The organism is Bacillus sp. AG4(2022) (assembly GCF_031844465.1).
Taxonomy (GTDB): Bacteria; Bacillota; Bacilli; order Bacillales; family Cytobacillaceae; genus Bacillus_AB; species Bacillus_AB infantis.
In genome coordinates this window covers 1-19,275 of sequence record NZ_JAUZVH010000008.1, presented here as the reverse complement: position 1 = coordinate 19,275, position 19,275 = coordinate 1, and the positions used below count along the sequence as shown (strand labels likewise).

Here is a 19,275-nt window from a genome sequence, read left to right as displayed (position 1 = left end):
CATCAAGAGAGGTGAAAACATGCTGTCATATACGATCAAACGAATATTTTCCCTTATACCGGTTTTACTGGGCTTGTCGCTGATTGTATTTTTCATGATCAGGGCCATACCGGGAGATCCCGCCCAAATCATCCTGGGCCAGCTGGCAACAAAAGAGGCTGTGGCTGATTTGACAGAGCAGCTTGGGCTTGATAAGCCCTGGTTTATTCAATATTTTACATATCTGGGGGGCCTGTTTACGGGTGATCTTGGGGAATCGCTTCGTACGAAGGCACCGATCAGCGGAGAAATTTGGCCTTTCCTGGCAGCTACCATGGAACTTTCCTTCTGCGCCATGCTCATTGCGATCTTTTTCGGCGTGAATGCAGGGATCATCAGTGCCTGGTTCCAAAATTCCTGGTTTGATTATATTGCCATGGTGCTTGCTCTTATCGGTGTATCCATGCCGATTTTCTGGCTTGGCCTTATGGAGCAGTGGATTTTTGCCATCAATTTGGACTGGCTCCCTACGTCCGGACGGGAAGAGGTCAGAAATCCGGTTGAGGCCATCACCAACCTTTATATCATCGATACTCTCCTTGCAGGACGGATGGATCAGTTCTGGGATGTCATCCGCCACCTTGTGCTTCCGAGCCTTGCATTATCGACCATACCGATGGCCATTATTGCCAGGATCACGCGTTCGACGATGCTTGAAGTCATGCGTTCAGACTTCATCCGTACAGCACGGGCCAAAGGGCTAAGGATGTTCTGGGTTGTGTACAAGCATTCTTTGAAAAATGCCATCATTCCTGTTTTGACGATTATCGGACTGCAGACCGGGCTCCTTCTTGGCGGTGCCATCCTGACGGAGACCATTTTCAGCTGGCCGGGAATCGGAAGATATATCTATGAAGCTATCAATTACCGCGATTATCCGGTCATCCAATCAGGGATCCTTGTCATTGCATTCATCTTTGTCATGATCAATCTGATTGTTGACCTCTTATATGCTGCAATCGATCCAAGGATCAAATACAACTAAAGGAGGGAAGAAGCCTATGGAATTATCAACAGAAAAAAATGTACATCCGTCTGCGGTCCAGGCCGAGGAAAAGGTGGAATCCCCCTGGCTTGAAGCATGGCGGAGCTTCCGGAAAAACAAGCTGGCTGTTGTCGGCGCGCTTATTGTTCTGTTCTTTGTCATTCTCGCAGTATTTGCGCCGCTGATCGCCCCTACAGGCATCAACGAGCAGCAGCTGGCAAACCGGCTGAAGGCCCCATCGGCCGACCATTGGTTCGGAACCGATGATTTTGGAAGGGATATTCTTTCCCGGGTAATTTATGGGGCGCGGATTTCTTTATGGGTCGGCTTTCTGGCCGTCCTTGGCTCACTTGCCGCAGGCTGTCTGCTTGGCATCCTTGCAGGCTATTATGGCCGCTGGGTGGATACGATCATTTCACGGTTCTTCGATATCATGCTTGCATTTCCTAGCATCCTTTTGGCGATTGCAATTGTAGCGGTACTGGGCCCATCCTTAAGGAATGCACTCATTGCCATTGCCATCATCAATATCCCTAACTTTGGGCGCCTGATCCGTTCCCGTGTGCTCAGTGTAAAGCAGGAGGAATATATCATGGCGGCAAAGGCGGTCGGCATGAGTGATGCCCGTATCTTATTCCTTCACGTCCTGCCGAACAGCATGGGTCCAATCATCGTCCAGGGAACACTGGCAGTGGCAACTGCCATCATCGAAGCAGCTGCTTTGGGCTTCCTTGGCCTGGGGGCAGAAGCGCCAAATCCCGAATGGGGAAAAATGCTCTCAGATGCAAAGGCATACCTCATCCAGGCCCCCTGGACAATGATCTTCCCCGGACTCGCCATCATGCTCACAGTACTCGGCTTCAACCTCATGGGCGATGGGCTGAGAGATGCATTGGATCCTAGGATGAAGAGTTAGGAAGAAAAGGGAATGTGCATGCTCAATAAAGGAATGTGAATTCTGCTCATGAACAACATATATTTGTACTACATCTTGTGGCATTACGCATATTAGGCATTGGTTGAATATTCCACATTTAAGTGTCTTTTGACTTGAGAACCTAGAAGATTGGCAATGTCAAAAAGGGTACGGAAAAAGATCTTCCGCACCCTTTTTTGTTTGATAACAAATATTCTTTAGCGCCTAATTAACTAATAGATTTAAAAGCTGCCTTGGATATTACATTACTCAAACTTTAAAAAGCCTGTTGATTGCAGTGGAAGGCACGTAGACTCCTGCGGGATTGCAGCGGCCATGCTGAGACCCCGCAGACGCGCAGCGGTGAGGAGGCTCAGCGTCGCCTCGCGGAAAGCGAAGTGCCTGTAACGGAAATCAACAGCCGCCGCTATCGGAAAAACCTAATCACTTCGTTTGAAGAATTAACAAAAGCAGCCTGATGGCTGCTTTTGTAATTTATTCCTCGTTTTCCTCTATACTAATCTCGTTTTCCTCTTTATGATACGACTGGAAGCTCGAAATCAATGTATCCAAATGCTCGACCTGTTCGTCGTATTCAATAATGGCAGAAATAATCTGCATCGTATGATAGATGATCTGCTCATCATCATTTTCCATGTTTTTATGCTGCGCCAGGAAGAAGGTGAACAGCTCCTTGCGGTCCAGGCAGATATCGCCTTCTTCAAAACTCACCTGAGGTTTCACTTTACCAATGAACTTAAGCATCACATGCTCATGATAGTGTATCAGACAGTCCAGCTGCTGCTGGATAGAATTCTGGAAATCCTCTGGCATCTGCTGCAGCTCGTATTCATGGCGGTGCAGCCTTTTCAGTGTTTCAAGCGACATTTTAACGGTCGAGATCATCTGTCTGTAGATGACCAGCTTTCTTGCTTTGACCGGACTGTCTTTTTTCAGGTAATTACGTTCTTCCTTGTACATAAGGTACAGCTGATCGAGCTTGATGACATCATCTTTCAGCTTTTCGATATCATTTTTTAAGAGCATATGCTCAGAGGCATGGCGGACGTTCAGCCTGATCCACTTTGTAATATCTTCTGTCGCATTGGATATTTTATAATACAGCTTGTTTTCATATTTAGGCGGCAGGAATACAAGATTGACCAGGAAAGCTGATAATATCCCAAGCATGATGGTCGAAAAACGGATAACAGCAAATTGAACAAAGTCATCACCAGGAGTCTCCATGATGGCGATTAAGGTCACCAGTGACAGGGCGATGGTTTTTTCAAGCTTCAGCTTCAGGTTGATAATGATGACAATGACGGCGGCAAGACCGACAATGAAATAGTTGTTTCCGAAAACAAGAACAAAGACGACGGCAATGACAGCCCCGATGATATTGCCCTGGATCTGCTCGATTACCGATAGATACGATCTGTAGATGGTAGGCTGAATCGCAAAAATGGCTGCGATGCCTGCAAAAACAGGAGTTGGCAGGTTGAAAATTTCTGATAAAAATAAAGACAGTATGATGGCAATTCCCGTTTTTAGTATTCGGGCTCCAAGCTTCATGCAAATAATATCCTTTCGTATTTATAATGGCTGCCTTATTACAATAGAACAGCAATTATCTATTTTATACTTACTTTAAACCGATTTGCTCATTGTTAAACAATTATGTACTATACAGGGATTATCCTTGAAGTTCAAGGGACAAATATGATAAATCTCCGATAAAATTCCATTAAGGCGCTTACATGAAAAAAGGGGCGCATTGCCGGATCGATTATAGTATATGGGCGGGAAAGGCCTTCATATGATCCTTCAGTTGTGATGTGTATAAAAAGAAATAGGAAATAAATAAGGCCCGCTCAAGAATGTTGAGCGGGCCTTTGGCGAACCATCATTCTGTAGAAACAGAAGGGTCAGCCTGTTCTTTTACAGGTACTACCTGGAAGAAGTGGTTTTCAACGTCTTCAAGCAATTTGGACAGCTGTTCAGATTCTTCGTGCTGCCCTTGTTCCGCGAGCATTTTTATATAATTGCCGAGAAGCTCTTGAACATCTTCCTGCCCTTTTGAGGATAAAGCAGAGACCGTGACCTTTGCCCCTTTTGCGATCCTGCGCTGAAGGGCTTCCTTCGTGAGCCCCAATTCCGGCTGATGGCGGAGATATACGACTCCGCCGGTCATGCCCGCGCAGATCCATGGTCCAGGATCGCCCAGGACAAGGCCTCTGCCATTTGTCATGTATTCAAAAGCAAATCCCTTAATATTGGCATGTGTCCCGATGTTGCCATGTTCTTTTTCAGGAAGAGGCTTTTTCAGCTGCCCGCCAATAATCATGTCAGCACCGGAGAGACGGATGCCTGCCCGAGCATCGGCATTGCCCTGGGCCACGAGGAGCCCTTTTTGTGCGCCGTATCCAAACCCTTTGCCGACTGATCCGTTGTAGAAGTTGCCATTCTTTCCTTTTGATTTAAAAATCAGAATCTCTCCGCCGAATGAAGTCTTGCCGATGCCATCCTGGGCACCGCCGGCCACTTCAATATGGATACCGGCGCTGTTGTAGGCTCCGAGCCCATTGCCTGGAATCGAGCCGCCCTTATATTTAAGGGAAACTGGCGGAAGGCTCTGATATGATCCGTCCAGCCGGTTTCTGACACGGTGGCAGGAAACACGGCTTCCCAGCACACGCTGTTCTGAAGTAATGCTCTGGTATTCGCGTGATTGGTGAAGCTCTTCTACGCTTGCATCAAGATATTCTGCGCCTACTGCAACCTGAAGCTGGTGGGCATCGAGGGAAGCAGCCGCTTCCTGGTGGCTCAATTGGCCAATCTCCAGGGTGCGGAGGAGGTAGGTCAGGTCAAGCTGTTCTTTTCCTTTTGCCTGCTCGAGGAGGTCAGAGCGCCCGACAGCGTCCTGGAGGTTCCTGATTCCAAGTCCAGCCGCCAGCGCCTTGAGTTCCGTCCCGAAAGCTGTATATAAGTTCATGATGCCCTGGACGGCCAAATCGAATTGACGAGGGACGAAGCGGCGGAGGCCATGATCTTTTGCCTGCGCTTCTGTTTCGATCTGGGTCGCAATCCCGACATGGCATGTATCCAGATGGCAGCCGCGGCATGTGGTACAGCCGATTGCAAGCATAGAAAGTGTCCCGAATCCGATTCTGTTTGCACCGAGGAGCATAACCTTCAGCACATCTGATGCACTCTTGATGCCGCCGTCTGCCCAGATTTCCACACTGTCGCGCAGTCCTGCTTCAAGCAGGGCGTTATGGGCGGCCTTAACGCCGATTTCAACCGGAAGTCCGACATGCTGGAGCGCATGGATCCTGGCTGCGCCGGTGCCCCCGTCAAAGCCGCTCAAAGTGATGATATCCGCCCCGGCTTTTGCGATTCCAACAGAGATCGTCCCGATATTAGGAACGACAGGGACTTTTACAGCAACTTTTGCTTTATCATTGGCCGTCTTAAGCTCGTGTATCATTTGGGCCAGGTCCTCAATTGAATAGATATCATGGTTGTTCGAAGGCGAGATTAAATCTGAGCCGATGGTGGCATTTCTCGCCTCGGCAATCTTCGCTGTCACTTTTGAGCCGGGAAGATGTCCGCCTTCACCCGGCTTCGCGCCCTGGCCGATTTTGATTTCAAGCAGGTTTGATGAGTTCAGCAGCTCTGCGTTCACCCCAAACCGGCCGGAAGCAACCTGCTGTCCGCGGGTATTCGGGTATTTGCCCAGCATATCCTTGATTTCCCCGCCTTCACCGTTCATGCTGACCATGTTCAGGCGGTCTGCACCTTCTGCATAAGCCCTGAAGGCAATCTCATTCTGTGAGCCGAACGACATGGAAGCAATGACAAAAGGAAGATCATGCGTGCCGACATTCAGGCTCACCTCTGAAGGCGATACAGGGGAGGAGGCAGGCTTGAAGCCGGTCAGATGGCGGATCGTTGTTGGATTCTGCTCCTCCTGTTCTGAAATCTTTTCCCCGTATGCTGTATAGTCGCCGGTTTTGGCAACTTCGCCGATGGCTTTCCAGATGCGCGGGAAAAGATGAAAGGTTTTTCCGATTCTTTCTTTTTCATTCTGGTAATCTTCTGCTCTCTGAATAGCATCTTCCTTCATGCTATCGAAATTGCAGGCAAGCTCTCCTGAACCGAAGAAGTTTACGATATTCAGTATTTCGGCTGTCTCCTCATGAAGCCCGATGCTTGAGAATAGGCGTCCGTAGCCTCTCAGCTCGTGGATCCCGATAGTAGAAATGACCTTTTCAAGGCCTTTTGTCAAGGCAGTGTACAGGTTTACAAGCGGCGTGGCAGATTCGTCCAGCACAGTCATGAACATATAGTACGGAGATATCAGATCTGCACCAAGTCCATAGCTGGTGATGATATCATGCAGCGACCGGATGGAAGCCGAACGGAGCAGGATGGAACAGTCCCTGCGGACCGCTTCCTTAACGAGCGCCTGATCGATCGCTGATACAGCCAAATGCGGATCGAGCCAGAGATACCCATTTTGGTGAGCCTGTGAATCATCCAGTATGAGGAGGGATTTTCCGCTCCTGACAGCGGCCACGGCATCCTCCGCCAAACGGCCAAGGGCCTCCCGGATGCCTTCATCTTCACTGAAAACAATCGGGATGTAGGCAGTCAGCTTTTGCTCCTGGTAATAGTCTGTCACCTGGTCATAGCTTGGCTGCTGGATGATGCCGGAACATTCGAATCCTGCTTTTCCTTCAATCAGGAGCGGAGTCTGAAGTTCAGTCACTCCTGAGACTTCCTTATCAGAATGGAAGAGGGCAGGGCGCTTCCCGATGATGGTCCTGGTTGAAAAGTGTTCTGTCTCACGGTCACGGTCAATGGCCGGATTGGTCACGACGGCCACACTTTCCTTTATATAGTCGGCAATATTTTTCCGCTCAGGGTTCAATGCTGCCAAAGGTGCATCATGTCCTAAAGAGCGGATCGGTTCAATGCCTTTATCAGCCATCTGCTCAACAAGCTGGACCTGGTCCCTTTCCCAGCCGAAAGCTTTGTATTGGCCGTTATGGATCTTGCTTGGATAGTTCATTGAAATCGTTTTGGGCAGCCTTGGCGTTTCGAGCCGCTTCCTGCTGCCGTCCAGATGCACCCGCTTTGAGAATCTCTTGTATACTTCTTCCTGGTATGCATGCTGTTCAAATACTTCAAGAACATCTCCGTTCCATTTCAGGCCGACCTTTTCTCCAGGAGCCAGCGGCTTAGGCTCGTTTACATATTCGCTGGAAGGAATAATACCCGGTTCGGAAGAGAATAAATAAGAGCTTTCTGTTTCAAGCATCCAGAGCGGGCGCAGCCCAAGTGCATCCACGCTGAATACTGCCTCGTCCGCAAAGCGGGAAATGATGCCTGCAGGACCCTGGGCAAAATGGCCCCAGCCTTCCCGGATGTAGGTGTACAGATCCTGGAGATGGACCGGGTATGACTTGATTTCATTTACGATTGGCGGGAACATCACATCCATCGCTTCAAAAAGCGAATAATTTTCACGGCAAATAAACGTCTCAAGTGTTCTGCTCAAGTCCTGTGAATCGCTGCCGTCCTTCACGAGAGGGACGCCTGCAAGCTTAGCTTCATCCCGAAGCTTGGCAATTGTGTTGATTTCACCGTTATGCCCAAGCACACTGAAAGGCTGGACGCGGAAAAAGCTGGAGAGCGTATTGGTCGAATATCTGTTATGGCCTAGTGTCATCGTCGATGCGGCAAGCGGGTTCGCAAGGTCATGATAATATTTGGGCAGGATATCCCCTGCGCCCATTACTTTATATACGGCATGGTGCTGGCTTAAAGAAGCCACATGGACATGCTCATCTTCTTCGAAATCTATAATGAGGTTAAATAATTTTTCCGTAAGGGGCTGGCCCTCCAACTCTGATACAATGGCAAACTGCCAGAATATAGGGTTTTCCTGGATGGCAATCGGCCCAAGGGCTGAAGAATCTGTCACTTCGTCTGATTCAAATAGGATTTCAAAGCCTGCATCTACTAATTTTTCTGCAAGACTGGCTTTAATGCTTGAGCTTTTTTCATTTCTTGACATGAAAACATGGCCGACCGCAAAACCTTCGCGGGAGGCTGCCTCAGGATCGGCACCGGCGTCAGATAGCTTCTGCTTCCATAGCTCGCGCGGGATATCAATGTGAATCCCGACGCCGTCGCCTTCTCCGTTAATAAAACCCGCGCGGTGATTCATCGTGACAAGCGCGTCAATGCAGCTGAAGATATTCTCCCTTGAAGGGATCTTATTCTTTTCCATTGCGGCTACAATCCCGCAGGCATCGTGCTCCTGGCGGTTAAATTCAGTGAATAGGGATGGGCTCCAAGTTTGTGTCATAAATACGGCTTCAGCAAATTGCCAAGCCGGTTCACCTCCTATAAGATTTTTCTGTATACAAAATGAAATTTTGTAAGGTTAATTGTTTCGGGGAAACATATAAGGGGAAAAACAGACAAAGTGGGACTTTATTTTTCAAAAACACAAAATAAACAAAAGTGAGTTTTTCGAAAATTAGTATTTCTATCATATCATAAGAATTTTCAGAAATCAATTAATTATACAAAACTATGGATGGGGAATAGGGAGCTGGAAAAGGATATGCTGATAAAACCTCTTATTTTGTAAACGTTTTCAATATTACCTATATTAAAAAAGGAGCCGTTTCAGGCTCCTTTTATGCATAAAAAACTGTATAATTATTCTCCGCCCATTATGCTGAATGCATGATTGACTGCATGGAGAGTTGCGTGTATATCTTCTTCGGTATGGGCAATGGTTACAAACCAGGCTTCATACTTGGAAGGTGCCAGGTTGATCCCCTGCTCCAGCATCAGCTTGAAGAAACGCGCAAAAGTCTCGCCATCTGTGTTTTCTGCCTGCTCATAGTTTTCTACTTTTTCTTCTGTAAAGTAGATGGTCAGTGCGCCTTTCAGGCGATTGATGGTAATTTGGACCCCGTGCTCAGCCGCAGCTGCCAGGATTCCTTCTTCAAGCATTTGCCCAAGCCTGTCGAGATATTCATAAACTCCATCCTGTTTCAGGACTTCAAGGCAGGCGATTCCGGAAAGAATGGAAGCCGGGTTTCCTGCCATTGTTCCTGCCTGATAGGCTGGGCCTAATGGAGCCACCTTTTCCATGATTTCCAGTTTGCCGCCGTAAGCACCGATCGGAAGCCCGCCGCCAATGATTTTGCCCATTGCTGTCAGGTCAGGCTGAACGCCAAGCATATCCTGGGCGCCGCCATACATAAAGCGGAAGGCTGTTATGACTTCATCATATATAACGAGAGAGCCTGCTGCATGGGCAATTTCGTTAATCTGCTCCAGGAAGCCCTCCTTTGGTTCAACAATCCCGAAATTTCCTACGATCGGCTCGACCAGCACTGCTGCGATCTCGTCTCCCCATTTTCTCATCGCTTCTTTAAACGGCTCGATATCATTGAATGGGACCGTGATCACTTCCTGGGCGATGCTTTTCGGCACGCCGGCAGAATCAGGTGTTCCAAGTGTGGATGGCCCTGAGCCTGCAGCAACAAGGACAAGGTCGGAATGGCCATGGTAGCATCCGGCAAATTTAATGATTTTGTCTTTTCCTGTGTATGCCCGCGCCACACGGATCGTGGTCATGACGGCCTCAGTGCCTGAATTGACGAAGCGGACTTTTTCCATGCCCGGCATGGCTTCCTTCAGCATCTTGGCGAATTTAACTTCGTGCGGGGTAGGTGTTCCGTACAGGACCCCTGTTTCTGCTGCTCTTTTGATTGCTTCAGTAATATGAGGATGTGCATGGCCAGTGATGATGGGGCCGTACGCAGCCAGATAATCGATATATTGATTTCCGTCAACATCCCAGAAGTAAGCTCCCTGCGCACGCTCCATCACAACGGGAGCGCCGCCGCCAACGGCTTTATAAGAGCGGGAAGGGCTGTTTACTCCGCCCACAATATGTTTAAGTGCTTCTTCATGTATGCGTTCTGAATTTGAGAAATTCATTTTCTTCCTCCTTAGGCGTAATTCCCCCTCTATATTACCGCAGTTTAACGGGCAGTAATAGCCCCGCGCTTATAGTAAGAAAGTTAGGAAAAAGGAAGGGGTGCGGGTCTAAACTGCCCGTAAAGCCCGGCTGGTTCAACTAACCCCTTGGGAAGGGCGTCCAAGGGGAAGTTTCCCAATGCCGCAGTTTAACGGGCAGTAATAGCCCCGCGCTTATAGTAAGAAAGTTAGGAAAAAGGAAGTGGCTGGGACTGAACTGTCCGTAAAGCCTTACTGGCTGAGTCAGCCCGCTGTGGAGAGTGCTCCAGAGGGAAGAAGTGCAGGCTATTTGTATTAAAGATGTCCTTTGGCTAAAATGAGTTCTTGGGGCACCGGCTTTGGAGAAGGCAGGATGCCTTGGATGTTTTGAAATATATGCCCTTGTAAAAAGGGATTGAACTGGAGGAAAACATGAAGGATGCCATCATTGTAAATGGCCTGCGCAAGGAATTTAAGGCCTATTCAAGCAGGGCCGGCCTTAAAGGGGCCTTCCGCGATCTGTTTACGCGAAATTATAAGATTGTCCCTGCTGTCAACGATATCAGCTTTCAGGTAAGGCAGGGGGAAATGGTAGGCTACATAGGGGAAAACGGAGCGGGAAAGTCGACGACCATCAAGATGCTGACCGGCATCCTGGAGCCGACTTCCGGGGAGGTGACTGTCAACGGGATGAATCCGCACAGGGACCGGGAGAAATTCGTCCAGACGATCGGGGTTGTGTTCGGGCAGAGATCCCAGCTGTGGTGGGATATTGCCGTTCAGGAATCGTTCCGGCTTTTAAAAAAGGTTTATAAAGTTTCTGATGAGGATTATGCCAGCCATATGGACCATGTCATCAGGACGCTGGATATCGGGCCTCTCCTGGATAAGCCCGTGCGCAAGCTCTCGCTTGGACAGAGAATGCGCTGCGAGCTGGCGGCGGCCCTGATCCATAATCCGCCGCTGTTATTTCTTGATGAGCCGACGATTGGCCTAGATGTCCTGGTTAAGCTGAAAATCCGTGAGTTTTTAAAAGAAATCAACCAGAAATACAATACAACCATTCTTTTGACCACCCATGACCTTTCTGACATTGAAGCACTTTGCGAACGGGTTGTCATGCTTGATGAAGGCCGCATCATATACGACGGTGCTTTGCAGAGCCTGAAGGAAACCTGGGCTGAGGGAAAGGAAATACGGTTTGAATTTCTTGAGCAGGCAGAATTGGGAGCCTTGGAAGAGCTTACTGCTGATCTCCCGGTCGAATGGCAAAGGAATGGAGAAGACGAAGCCTTTACGGCCTTTGCGGAGGATAAAGAGGAAGTCATCTCTGCGCTGATTGCAAGGGCAGTCTCGGCCTACAAGGTCAGGGATATTAAAATCATGGAAACGTCAACCGAAGAAATTATCCGCAATATATACGATAAAGGCATGGCTTGAGGAGGCAGCAATGGATAAGTATGTAGAAATGATCCGTATCCGTTTTTTGATGATGCTCGCCTACCGGACGAATTATTATACAGGCATTCTGATATACAGCATTAATATTGGCGCTTATTATTTTTTATGGACTGCGATATATGGAGGGAAAGAGAGCATTGAGGGCCTTTCCGTCCTGCAGATGACCACCTATGTAGCTGTTGCCTGGATGGCCAGGGCCTTTTATTTCAATAATATTGACCGGGAAATGGCTGCAGAAATAAAGGAAGGAAAAGTAGCGGTCGAACTGATCAGGCCATACAATTATCTTGGCATGAAGACTATGCAGGGGCTTGGTGAAGGCATTTTCCGTTTGTTCTTTTTCTCTGTTCCCGGCATGGTCATTGTGGCCCTGATCTTCCCGCTTGAATTTTCGGCAGACCCTTCTACCTGGCTGCTGTTTTCAGTGTCCATATTACTCAGCTTCTTGATCAATACCCAATTAAATCTGCTGACAGGGATTACGACTTTTTTCTTATATAATAATACAGGCTTGATCAGGGCCAAGCGCGTTGTGATCGATCTGTTTTCCGGGCTGCTGATCCCTCTTTCCTTTTTCCCTGTGTGGGCTCAGGATATCTTGAAATTCCTTCCCTTCCAGGGCATCAGCTATATTCCAAGCATGATTTTCACCAATGGCTTCACACAGGGGGAAGCCATCAATGGTCTGCTGCTTCAGGGAGTGTGGGTGCTGATCCTTATCATTCCGATACAGGCACTTTGGACCGCGGCGAAAAAGCAGATGGTCATACAAGGAGGGTAACAGCTTGTTTTATATTTCGATTTTCTTCCAATATGTGTCTCAGTATATGAAAACAAGGCTGGAGTATCGGGCAGATTTGGCGGTTGAGGTTGTATCCGACTTGCTGTTTCAGGCAGTCAATTTGATCTTTATCCTGGTTGTCTTTGGACATACCAGCTATTTGAGCGGCTGGAACAGAGATGAAATTATCTTTATTTATGGCTTCTTTCTTGTTCCGTATGCCCTGTTTTCTTCCTTTTTCAATATTTGGGATTTCAATGAACGATATATCGTAAAAGGCGAGTTTGACAGGATTTTGACCAGACCTGTCCATAGCCTTTTCCAGATTGTCCTGGAAAGGATGGAACTGGAATCTCTGTTTGGAGCCGTGACCGGCCTGGTGATTATGTTTTATGCGGGAGAGCAGCTTGGACTCAGCATAAGCTGGTATGATCCTTTCTTGTTTATCCTGCTTGTGCTCGGCGGTGTGATGGTTTACGCGGGAATCTTCGTCCTGATTGCGTGCATCAGCTTTTGGGCAGACGCGAGAACTTCCATCATGCCGATGATGTACAATATCGGGAATTATGGAAGATATCCGGTAGACATATATAATGGTGCCATCCGTTTTGTGCTTACCTGGATCCTCCCGTTCGCGTTTGTCGGTGTCTATCCGGCGGCCTATTTCCTTGGGAAGCATGAATGGCTGGCCTATTCTTTCCTGACGCCAGTCATCGGTCTGGTATTCTTCTGCCTGTCCATCATCGTCTGGAATCAGGGAGTAAAGAAATACCGTGGTGCGGGGAATTAGAATGGCAAAAACAGCACTCTCTTAAATGAGGTGCTGTTTTTTTTATGTCTTCTGATCTTGGTGTAAACTCAAACTCTGCTGTTTTCTTTTTCGTTCAAATGTTTGATATCTTTGAGATAGTTTTGATAAGCAGCCGTTGCTTTATCCGGCGGCTTTGGGAGTGTTTTATAAATTTTATTAAGCATATAAACCGCTCTGAACAAAGTGCCGGCAATGATCCCGAAAGCAATAATGCCCGCCAATAAAGGACTCAGCATCAATAAAATGCATCCTAAAATTACAGCGAGCAATATAGACAGCAGCAGATACATAAATAACTCCTCTCACTTTAAAAATGGATATTCATTATTTTAACAGGATAATACTGGAACCGCACTATTTGTTAAAAGACAAGCCGGCATACAGGCCCTGCTTTAAGCGTATAAATCTAGGGAGTATAAAGGAGAAGAGGGTCTGATTTGGTCTTTTATCTTTCGCTGATATTGATTGCCTTCTGTGTATTGATGAGTCTGCGGACCTTGTTTATCCCCCATAAGATCCGCGGGAAAAGAGTCTCGTTTGAAAACTTTCTGTATCTTGCTTTTATATATGTGACGGTCATGATTGGCTTTGGGCTTATTTACGTTTTAATGGAGCAGAACGGTACCCAGGTTCTCCGGGAAAGCGCGGGAGCAGAAGGGGGAACATTTTTTCAAAGGCTGGAGACAGGTTTCTATTTCAGCGCCGTAACCCTTTTTTCAGTAGGCTATGGCGATATTTCCCCTATAGGGATCGGGAGGATGATCGCCGTCCTTGAGGCATTGATCGGCTACACGATTCCCGCAGCATTTGTAGCGAGGGCCGTATTCGACAGAGAGTCCTGACAGTGTCCCGGATTTGTGTTTGCGGCAGATTTTGGATAGGCTTATGATATCACAACGATGGAGGGATTAATATGCAGATTGAACTGGGAAAACAGGCTCCGGGGTTTGAACTGCCGGACGCAGATGAAAAGCCGGTAAAGCTGTCAGACTTCCGGGGCAAAAATGTGGTCCTGTATTTCTATCCTAAGGATATGACACCTGGGTGCACGACCGAAGCATGTGACTTCAGGGACAAGCATGAGGAGTTCCAGGGAGCGGACGCTGTAATCATCGGTATAAGCCCGGACCCAGCTGGCAGGCATGGTAAGTTTATTGAGAAATACGGATTGCCTTTTATCCTGCTGTCAGATGAAGAGCATAAAGCCGCTGAAGCATATGATGTATGGAAGCTGAAGAAAAATTTCGGCAAAGAGTATATGGGGATTGAAAGATCCACCTTCATCATTGATAAAGAAGGGAATCTGGTGAAGGAATGGAGGAAGGTAAAGGTTAAGGGCCATGTCGAAGAGGCGCTTGCTTATGTACAGGAGCAGCTTTCCTGAGTAACGGGATTGGATACTTGTATCCAATCTTTTTTTCATTTTAGTGTAGTGATTTGCGGGGGCCAATCGTCTAATATACTAAGGGTTAAATTTTCCAGATTGGATATTGGGTGATATGTGATGAGCAAATGCATTTATATCTTGCTGACAGATACAGGAACGATATTTTCAAGACTGATAAAGTGTTATACGAAAGCTCCGTATAATCATTCTTCCATTGCGCTGGACAGGCAGTTCAATCAATTATTCAGCTTCGGGAGGCGCAGCTATTTGAACCCTTTTTCAGCCGGATTCATTAAGGAAAGGGTCGATGGGGGCGTGTTCAAGCATAAGAGAAATACGAGATGTGCGGTTTACCGGCTGCAGGTTTCAGATTCACAGCATAAAGACATCCGGAAAATAATCCTGCAATTTGAGGAAGATCCGCTGAGGTATAAATATAATCTCCTCGGGTGCATCGGCATTATCTTTGGGATAAAATTTCAAAGGGCCGATGCCTTCACCTGCTCGCAATTCGTATCCACCATTCTTACACAGAGCGGGATACATACATTTGATAAATGCTGTGAAATGATCAGGCCTGATGACGTTGCCGGCATCCCCCGGCTGTCTTTGATATATGAAGGATATCTCCATCAATATTGGGAGAGGTCGCGAATGGCTGAACCACTGCATAAAAGGGCAGCTGTCTGGCCCAATTTAACATAACAAAGGCGGATGTCCATTCATTTAAACAAGTTTTGAATATCATTAGATTAGGGCATACCTCCTCAGATACTTTGAAGCAGATCCTTTCAGGGTCTGTTCTTTTTTTATGCTGGCAGAGCAAGAAAGTTTCGGCATCTGAAGAAGTGGGTATGATCGATTGAAAAATGTAAAAACATCCTTCGGGTGATATGATGAAGAAAACGAAGGAGGGAACGGGTTTGAAAATAGTATCTTCTCTGCAGCCGGAAAAGGATCTGCAGGATAAAATTAAGAATACTTTTCCGGATGCGGCTTTTGAATTTTATGAGAGTATGGAGCAGGCTGAAGGGGCATTATCCCAGGCTGAAGTCTTCATTACTTATGGCGAGGATCTGACAGCTGCGCATATTGAGAGTGCCAAAAAGCTGAAATGGATCATGGTAATGTCCGCGGGGCTGGAATTGATGCCGCTTAAGGAATGTGAAGAAAGAGGCATTCTTATTACTAATGCAAGAGGGGTTCACAGCATCCCGATGGCAGAGTTTGCACTTGGGATGATGCTGATGCACGAAAAAAAGGCGAAAAAGCTTATTGTCAATGAAGAGAATGAAGTCTGGGACCGGAATATCCAGATGGGCGAGCTCCGCGGAAAAACCATGCTGATCCTTGGAACCGGCGCAATTGGAAGTGAAATAGCCCGGCTGGGGAAAGCTTTTGGATTGAAAACCTGGGGCATCAACCGCAGCGGTTCGCCTGTGCCACATATTGACAGCCTTTTCAGCCTTGAAGAGTTGGACATACTATTACCGGAGGCTGATTTCCTCATCTCGGTGCTCCCCAGTACAGGAGAGACAAGACATCTGCTCAGGATGGAGCACTTCCGCAGGATGAAGAACAGTGCAGTCTTCATCAACTTGGGCAGGGGGGATGTCGCCGGGGAAGAAATATTGCTGGATGTGATGCAGAAGAGGCTGATTTCACATGCCTATCTGGATGTTTTTGAAACAGAACCGCTGGAGAAGGGGCATCCATTCTGGAAGCTGGACAATATAACCGTCACTCCGCACTTATCAAGCAGATCAGCCATGTACCTGCCAAGATCCTTTGAAATTTTTGCCCATAATCTTCATACATATATACAAAGCGGGAATGACTATGTGAATAAAATTGATCCTGGGAAGGGGTATTAATTTGAAGATCTACACTAAAACAGGAGATAAAGGAACAACATCGCTCATATACGGAGAGCGTGTATCAAAAGGGGACATGCGGGTAGAAGCTTACGGGACCTGTGATGAAGCCAATTCGATGATCGGCCTGGCACTCAGCTATTTAAAGGGTGAATTTTTTGAGGGTAAAAAAGAGCTTGAAGACACATACCATAAAATACAAACAGCCCTTTTCCATGTAGGCGCAGAGCTTGCGACTCCTCCCGGGAAAGAGGTCAAGTGGAAAGTTTCTGAAGGTGATATCAAAATCATGGAGAACAAAATTGATGAATGGGATGCTGAACTCCCGCAGCTTGCCAATTTTATCCTTCCAGGAGGAAATCCTGCAGGAGCCGCTTTCCATTCTGCCCGGACGATTGTGCGGCGGGCTGAAAGGGAGGCCGTGCGGATTGAAGGTGTTAACTCATTGGTGCTTTCATACCTGAACAGATTGTCTGACCTGCTGTTTGTAACGGCCAGATATGTAAATCTTCAGCTGGGGGAAAACGAGAAAAATCTTCACGAAGAGGATTGAAATCAATCAGGCATCATACAGTAATATTGACAAATAGCATAAAAAGTTAGTACACTATTTATAAAGATTACAAAGTAAGAATCTTTGTTGGAAAAGAGGTGCATGACGGTGGCTCAAACACAGTTAAAAGAAGCGCTGGATACCTTGAAGGATACAGGAGTGCGTATTACTCCGCAGCGTCATGCGATACTTGAATATTTAATAAGCTCCATGTCACACCCGACTGCAGATGATATTTATAAAGCATTAGAAGGAAAATTTCCTAATATGAGTGTGGCTACAGTTTACAATAATCTAAGAGTATTTCGTGAAGTTGGCCTGGTAAAGGAACTGACCTATGGGGATGCATCAAGCAGGTTTGACTTTATTACAACCCATCATTATCATGTGATTTGCGAAAACTGCGGAAAAATCGTGGATTTCCATTATCCTGGTTTGGATGAAGTTGAACATCTGGCTTCCCATGTAACAGGTTTTAAAATCAGCCATCACCGCATGGAGATTTACGGCACATGCCCGGATTGTGCAAGCAAGGAAGCGCACTAATTCTATAACGCCGATAGCCTGCTATCGGCTTTTTCTTTTGTTTTAGAGGGAATCGGCGGCTTACGGATGTTTTGCGGATAAAAAAATAACCCAGCATCCCTGCTGGGCCGATTTATTCTGAGCATATTTATTGCTCAGCTTTTTTCTGTTTTGAACCCTTTCTGTTGTAGCTCTCATTGAATTCTTTCCCTTCGAGGGAAGGATCGAGTGTCAGCGGTTCATTGCAATACATGCACATATCCACACGGCCAAGCATCTTTGTATATTTCCCGCAATTAGGGCACTCAACTTGTACAGTTTTTGTTGAGAGCATGCCAATCCAGAAATAAACACCGGTGCTGGCGATGATGCAAAGCATGCCTAACAGCATGAATATAGTCATGACAATCGGTGAAGTCCTGAAGAATATTCCTATATACATAACAATAAAGCCGATGAATACCAGACTAAGCGCAAAGGTCCGTATTTTGTTGATCTTGCTCGAATATTTTGCCATTCTTTTTTGTCCCTCCCAAAGTATAACTATACCATATTTGCTTTTCTAAAGGATATCTGCAATACATGAATAATGATCCTGTCGAATAATGCTTGGGGACAGCAGGAATTCCTGGATGGCTGTAGAACCTATATGCTATAAAAGAAAAGCGAGGGGCCTTGCGCAGATGAGCGCAGACTTGGAATGCCGTGTGCTGCGGCAATATCAAAGTGCCTCCCGGGGCTGGTCCGGAGGATAGGCTCCGCTGCACTAAGTTATTGAAGTTCAAATTAATCTATCCTTATCTAATATTAATGGAGGAATGATGATGGAAGACATTCTTCGCCCTATTTATCAGGAACGGGCAAGCCAGGCCAACACGCTTGGAGTGCTGATCATAGAAAAAAGAAATAAAGCGGTCCCTGTTACAGATACCTTCGATGCAGTCCTGCTGATCGTTGTCCAGGAGGCGGAGGTGCCGGTTTTCGTGAAGCATTATACTTATAATGATAAAAAAGCAGCACTTCATATCGTAAAGGAGAGCCAGCTGAATGAATGGATCCTCCACGGCTCCAACAGGAAGATTTTTGATTGGCTATATAATGGGAGAGTCGTTTTTGACCGCAATGAGTATATAAGCAACCTGAAAGTTGAATTAAAGGAATTCCCGTTCTATGGAAGAAAGCTGAAGATGGGCGTGGAATTTGCGAAATTAATAAGGCGCTATATGGATGGAAAGGCATTTTTTGAAAATAATCATTATCTCGATGCCTATAACCATGTCGTTCATTCTCTTCACCACCTGGCGCGGCTTGCTGTCATTGAAAGCGGCTTTCACCCTGAAGTCACTGTATGGCATCAGGTTAAACAGATAGAACCGGAAATCTTTAAATTATATGAAGAGCTTGTCATCAGTGAAGAGCCATTAGAAAAACGCCTTGAGCTTCTTTTTCTGGCAAGTGAATTCCTGATCCATTCAAAAACCAAAATCGGGATTCAGCATCTCACTGATATAATGTCCGAAAAAGAGGACTGGTCCTTCAATGAAATGATCACCCATCCTGAATTAAGTGCTTATTCTGTTGATTTAAGTATGCTGCTTGAATATCTGATCGATAAACATCTAATAGAGGCAGTTGAAATTGTGACGAAAAGCCCTGGTTTGTATCACCGCCATTATCGGACGAAAAAATTATTTTAAAAAAACATTAAAACGTATTGACCTTTTATTATTTACTTGATATATTTATATCCGTCGCTGCTAGTTGTTCAGCAAAAACACAGTGGCTGACGGATTTAAATAACAACCTGAAAAATTATTTTTGAAAAGTGTTGACAGAACGAATGACACATGATAAGATAATAAAGTCGCTCAAGGGCGGCGAGGTTAAAAGA

Annotated in this window: 17 protein-coding genes; 12 read left to right on the top strand and 5 right to left on the bottom strand. The window is 46.5% G+C overall.

The features are described 5' to 3' along the window. Nucleotides 1-19 precede the first annotated feature (19 nt). Nucleotides 20-1,024 (top strand): ABC transporter permease, encoded by a 1,005-nt coding sequence (locus Q9R36_RS19965; RefSeq protein ID WP_009795210.1) that lies wholly within the window; start codon nt 20-22, stop codon nt 1,022-1,024. A 16-nt stretch (nt 1,025-1,040) separates the two neighbouring features. Continuing rightward, complete coding sequence (locus Q9R36_RS19960) at nt 1,041-1,940, top strand: ABC transporter permease (RefSeq protein ID WP_022543512.1); 900 nt, start codon at nt 1,041-1,043, stop codon at nt 1,938-1,940. 495 nt (nt 1,941-2,435) lie between these two features. Here the strand turns inward: Q9R36_RS19960 and Q9R36_RS19955 are convergent, their stop codons facing one another. The 3 genes from Q9R36_RS19955 to Q9R36_RS19945 form a co-directional block, all read right to left on the bottom strand. Continuing rightward, entirely contained in the window at nt 2,436-3,515 is a 1,080-nt protein-coding gene (locus tag Q9R36_RS19955) for an FUSC family protein (protein ID WP_009795212.1), read from the bottom strand. A gap of 331 nt (nt 3,516-3,846) precedes the next feature. After that, on the bottom strand, nt 3,847-8,319 hold the full coding sequence (locus tag Q9R36_RS19950) for a glutamate synthase-related protein (RefSeq protein ID WP_311225782.1): 4,473 nt from the start codon (nt 8,317-8,319) through the stop codon (nt 3,847-3,849). Nucleotides 8,320-8,678: 359 nt separating this feature from the next. Further along, nucleotides 8,679-9,974, bottom strand: coding sequence for a glutamate-1-semialdehyde 2,1-aminomutase (locus tag Q9R36_RS19945; RefSeq protein WP_009795214.1), 1,296 nt, complete (start codon nt 9,972-9,974; stop codon nt 8,679-8,681). A 450-nt stretch (nt 9,975-10,424) separates the two neighbouring features. Between Q9R36_RS19945 and Q9R36_RS19940 the strand changes: the two genes are divergently transcribed. From Q9R36_RS19940 to Q9R36_RS19930, 3 genes are read left to right on the top strand one after another with little or no spacing between them, the layout of a single operon-like run. Further along, nucleotides 10,425-11,432, top strand: coding sequence for an ABC transporter ATP-binding protein (locus Q9R36_RS19940; RefSeq protein ID WP_009795215.1), 1,008 nt, complete (start codon nt 10,425-10,427; stop codon nt 11,430-11,432). Nucleotides 11,433-11,442: 10 nt separating this feature from the next. Next, entirely contained in the window at nt 11,443-12,234 is a 792-nt protein-coding gene (locus Q9R36_RS19935) for an ABC transporter permease (protein ID WP_101551695.1), read from the top strand. A 4-nt stretch (nt 12,235-12,238) separates the two neighbouring features. After that, nucleotides 12,239-13,024, top strand: coding sequence for an ABC transporter permease (locus Q9R36_RS19930; RefSeq protein ID WP_009795217.1), 786 nt, complete (start codon nt 12,239-12,241; stop codon nt 13,022-13,024). Between the two features lie 68 nt (nt 13,025-13,092). Here Q9R36_RS19930 and Q9R36_RS19925 read toward each other — a convergent pair whose 3' ends face one another. Continuing rightward, on the bottom strand, nt 13,093-13,335 hold the full coding sequence (locus Q9R36_RS19925; RefSeq protein ID WP_009795218.1) for a hypothetical protein: 243 nt from the start codon (nt 13,333-13,335) through the stop codon (nt 13,093-13,095). A 147-nt stretch (nt 13,336-13,482) separates the two neighbouring features. Between Q9R36_RS19925 and Q9R36_RS19920 the strand changes: the two genes are divergently transcribed. The 6 genes from Q9R36_RS19920 to perR all read left to right on the top strand — a co-directional run bounded on the left by Q9R36_RS19920 (nt 13,483) and on the right by perR (nt 17,405). After that, entirely contained in the window at nt 13,483-13,887 is a 405-nt protein-coding gene (locus tag Q9R36_RS19920) for a potassium channel family protein (RefSeq protein ID WP_009795219.1), read from the top strand. A 71-nt stretch (nt 13,888-13,958) separates the two neighbouring features. Continuing rightward, the gene (bcp, locus tag Q9R36_RS19915; RefSeq protein WP_009795220.1) at nt 13,959-14,429 is read left to right on the top strand and encodes a thioredoxin-dependent thiol peroxidase; all 471 of its coding nucleotides are present in this window, start codon (nt 13,959-13,961) and stop codon (nt 14,427-14,429) included. 120 nt (nt 14,430-14,549) lie between these two features. Then, complete coding sequence (locus tag Q9R36_RS19910; RefSeq protein WP_009795221.1) at nt 14,550-15,137, top strand: hypothetical protein; 588 nt, start codon at nt 14,550-14,552, stop codon at nt 15,135-15,137. A 218-nt stretch (nt 15,138-15,355) separates the two neighbouring features. Beyond that, on the top strand, nt 15,356-16,306 hold the full coding sequence (locus tag Q9R36_RS19905; protein WP_022543513.1) for a D-2-hydroxyacid dehydrogenase: 951 nt from the start codon (nt 15,356-15,358) through the stop codon (nt 16,304-16,306). A gap of 1 nt (nt 16,307) precedes the next feature. After that, a complete protein-coding gene (locus Q9R36_RS19900; protein ID WP_022543514.1) occupies nt 16,308-16,859 on the top strand; it encodes a cob(I)yrinic acid a,c-diamide adenosyltransferase in 552 nt (183 codons plus the stop codon). 108 nt (nt 16,860-16,967) lie between these two features. Continuing rightward, entirely contained in the window at nt 16,968-17,405 is a 438-nt protein-coding gene (gene perR, locus Q9R36_RS19895; protein ID WP_022543515.1) for a peroxide-responsive transcriptional repressor PerR, read from the top strand. A gap of 127 nt (nt 17,406-17,532) precedes the next feature. Here perR and Q9R36_RS19890 read toward each other — a convergent pair whose 3' ends face one another. Continuing rightward, nucleotides 17,533-17,901, bottom strand: coding sequence for a YgzB family protein (locus tag Q9R36_RS19890; protein WP_009795226.1), 369 nt, complete (start codon nt 17,899-17,901; stop codon nt 17,533-17,535). A 307-nt stretch (nt 17,902-18,208) separates the two neighbouring features. Here Q9R36_RS19890 and Q9R36_RS19885 point away from each other — a divergent pair, with 307 nt between their 5' ends. Continuing rightward, nucleotides 18,209-19,081 (top strand): nucleotidyltransferase-like protein, encoded by an 873-nt coding sequence (locus Q9R36_RS19885; protein ID WP_022543517.1) that lies wholly within the window; start codon nt 18,209-18,211, stop codon nt 19,079-19,081. Nucleotides 19,082-19,275 lie beyond the last annotated feature (194 nt).

Bases quoted from the DNA above. Each gene is read 5' to 3' on its own strand.
- Q9R36_RS19965 (WP_009795210.1), top strand. From the start codon at position 20: ATGCTGTCATATACGATCAAACGAATATTTTCCCTTATACCGGTTTTA.
- Q9R36_RS19960 (WP_022543512.1), top strand. From the start codon at position 1,041: ATGGAATTATCAACAGAAAAAAATGTACATCCGTCTGCGGTCCAGGCC.
- Q9R36_RS19955 (WP_009795212.1), bottom strand. From the start codon at position 3,515: ATGAAGCTTGGAGCCCGAATACTAAAAACGGGAATTGCCATCATACTG.
- Q9R36_RS19950 (WP_311225782.1), bottom strand. From the start codon at position 8,319: ATGACACAAACTTGGAGCCCATCCCTATTCACTGAATTTAACCGCCAG.
- Q9R36_RS19945 (WP_009795214.1), bottom strand. From the start codon at position 9,974: ATGAATTTCTCAAATTCAGAACGCATACATGAAGAAGCACTTAAACAT.
- Q9R36_RS19940 (WP_009795215.1), top strand. From the start codon at position 10,425: ATGAAGGATGCCATCATTGTAAATGGCCTGCGCAAGGAATTTAAGGCC.
- Q9R36_RS19935 (WP_101551695.1), top strand. From the start codon at position 11,443: ATGGATAAGTATGTAGAAATGATCCGTATCCGTTTTTTGATGATGCTC.
- Q9R36_RS19925 (WP_009795218.1), bottom strand. From the start codon at position 13,335: ATGTATCTGCTGCTGTCTATATTGCTCGCTGTAATTTTAGGATGCATT.
- bcp (WP_009795220.1), top strand. From the start codon at position 13,959: ATGCAGATTGAACTGGGAAAACAGGCTCCGGGGTTTGAACTGCCGGAC.
- Q9R36_RS19910 (WP_009795221.1), top strand. From the start codon at position 14,550: ATGAGCAAATGCATTTATATCTTGCTGACAGATACAGGAACGATATTT.
- Q9R36_RS19890 (WP_009795226.1), bottom strand. From the start codon at position 17,901: ATGGCAAAATATTCGAGCAAGATCAACAAAATACGGACCTTTGCGCTT.
- Q9R36_RS19885 (WP_022543517.1), top strand. From the start codon at position 18,209: ATGGAAGACATTCTTCGCCCTATTTATCAGGAACGGGCAAGCCAGGCC.